Below are 2,086 nucleotides of genomic sequence, written 5' to 3'. Positions count from 1 at the left end.
AGACCTCCCTTGCCTCGGGAGAAGTGAATCAGGAGCTAAAGCCTCGCTCAAGCCGAGTTTTTCAACACAATCGGCTCGTAGCAGTCATCCCACGATTCCGGCCTGATGGATGTTTGCTTCGCGGACGGAGCTGCCGGTGTGTTCAGTGGCACGGGAGCACGCTATTCCATTATATTATTGACATAATTGAATGCTTGGAGACGATAGACCTACTCAATCACAATTGGGAGGGCTGTGATGAAGAGTTTTCAGGGAGTCGCATTGGCTGCAGTGGTCGCTTGTTGTGGTCTGGCTGTTAGTGCTCAGGAGCAGGACAAAGCAGGACTGAACAAGGACTATCGGACATTCCATGCTAATGGATCGATTGCCTATGGTGAGATCGGAGATAGCTACACATCCGATCTGGTCATGTATCTCGCCGGCAATCAGTTCATGGTCATGGAGGAACTGATTCAGGACTTTCAATCGCTTAACACTGACATTGAAACCATATACGTCGAGACGATCCCTCCGGGTCAAATTCTGAACGGTCAGATCCTCACGCAGGGTCAAATCAACGATCAGGATACAGCCATGAACCCCGATCTCTACGCTTCGGTGAATCTCAATCACCTGAAGAAGCTGGCCGGAATGGGGAAGATGAATGACTACATGATCTACATTCACAACAAGCTCGAACTGATGGTCGCTGAGGGCAATCCAAAGGGCATCAAAGGTCCCGAGGATCTTTCGCGCGATGATCTCGTTCAGTCGCATCCAAATCCACTGACCGAAGGCATCTTCCGATTTTATGGTTCGGAGATGCTGAAGGACCTGGGGTTGTACGAACAGGTGACTGCGAATGCTGAGTGCAAGAGTTGCTGGGCAATCGAGGGTAAGACTTGGTTCACCTCGCGGCACCATCGTGAAACACCGCAACGGATCGAGGACGGCGAGGCCGATGTTGGTATTGTCTGGACGACCGAGGTAATCGAGGCCAAGGCCGAAGGACGTAAGATCGAAGGAGTGGCCATCCCGGCGCCGCTGAACAAGCAGGATAAGGTCAGCTACGCCATCGGCGCTCTGAGCGAGGGACGCAATCCTTACAACGCCTTTCGTTTCCTGTCCTATTTGGGGACTGACCGCGCTCAGGGGATCTATGCGTCCTACGGCTTCGTTCCAGCCAGCTCGGAAGAGCTCAAGCTTAAGCCTTTGATGACGAACTAAGTCATGCGGTGCGGCCTTGCGGGGCCGTTCCACACAAATCCCGAAACTAAAGCGATGAGGAAACCATGCGACTTGCAAGCTACGTCTTTGCCGCGGTATGCGCCGCCTTCCTGACTTTGAGCGGACCTGTTTCCGCAGAACAGGCTGATGATGGCGTCATGCGGCTCGCCATCCAGATCAGCGATGACGACCCTGCCACATACCACCGGGCCCTCAACGTGGCCACCAACTTCGCCCGAGGCATGAGTAATGCGGGCAAGATCTACGAGATCGAAATCGTTGCTTTCAATGACGGGCTACACATTCTGCGTGAAGACACTTCCCCGGTTATGGATCGCGTCAAGAGCATCGCGGAAAGCATCCCTGACCTGACCTTCAGCGCGTGCGGAAACACTATTAACAAGATGACGAAAGAAGAGGGCGCCGCCCCTCCGATTACCCAGTACGCCAAGGTCGTTCCCGGTGGCGTCGGTCGACTTGTCTATCTCGATAACACAAACTACTTCGTGATCCGACCCTAGCCGAAGAGGGGCGCGGCGGCGGCGACACTGTCGACAATCTCTCGTTCGCCTGGCCAGGGTCTTTGTCGAACTGCCCCAACAAACGACGTCAGAATGGCTCGCGTCTGGTTGGCGACGTAAAATTTTCGGCGAAACTATTGACTGGCGAGCCGTGACAAATCACGGCCCGCCAGTCTCCTGGTAACTACTCCCCTCGTCCCCACGACGTCTGGCAAGGTCCTTCGGGCACCTCAGGGCGACGGCGCCGCACATACGTCAATAGCGGAAAGCACTGTCGGCTTCGGGCTCTTCCCGGTCATCTGAGTATCCGTGTTTGGTCAAGGCGCAACGGGCGACCAACTTCGTTTATCTCGTAGGAG

The 2,086-nt window shown here is 54.7% G+C and carries 2 protein-coding genes; both read left to right on the top strand.

Features of this window, described 5'->3' with window-relative positions; all coding sequences use genetic code 11:
- The first annotated feature begins 237 nt into the window (after positions 1-237).
- On the top strand, positions 238-1,206 hold the full coding sequence (locus RXV90_RS25730; RefSeq protein WP_316653276.1) for a molybdate ABC transporter substrate-binding protein: 969 nt from the start codon (positions 238-240) through the stop codon (positions 1,204-1,206).
- 65 nt (positions 1,207-1,271) lie between these two features.
- Positions 1,272-1,727, top strand: coding sequence for a DsrE family protein (locus RXV90_RS25725; protein WP_316653275.1), 456 nt, complete (start codon positions 1,272-1,274; stop codon positions 1,725-1,727).
- Positions 1,728-2,086: the final 359 nt, after the last annotated feature.

The sequence above is a fragment of the Ovoidimarina sediminis genome (assembly GCF_032586175.1).
In the GTDB taxonomy this organism is placed as follows: Bacteria; Pseudomonadota; Alphaproteobacteria; order Rhodobacterales; family Rhodobacteraceae; genus Ovoidimarina; species Ovoidimarina sediminis.
This window is presented reverse-complemented; position numbering and strand designations above follow the sequence as displayed.

What these genes read in the sequence shown, in the direction of transcription:
- RXV90_RS25730 (WP_316653276.1), top strand. Translation starts at nt 238, where the DNA reads ATGAAGAGTTTTCAGGGAGTCGCATTGGCTGCAGTGGTCGCTTGTTGT.
- RXV90_RS25725 (WP_316653275.1), top strand. Translation starts at nt 1,272, where the DNA reads ATGCGACTTGCAAGCTACGTCTTTGCCGCGGTATGCGCCGCCTTCCTG.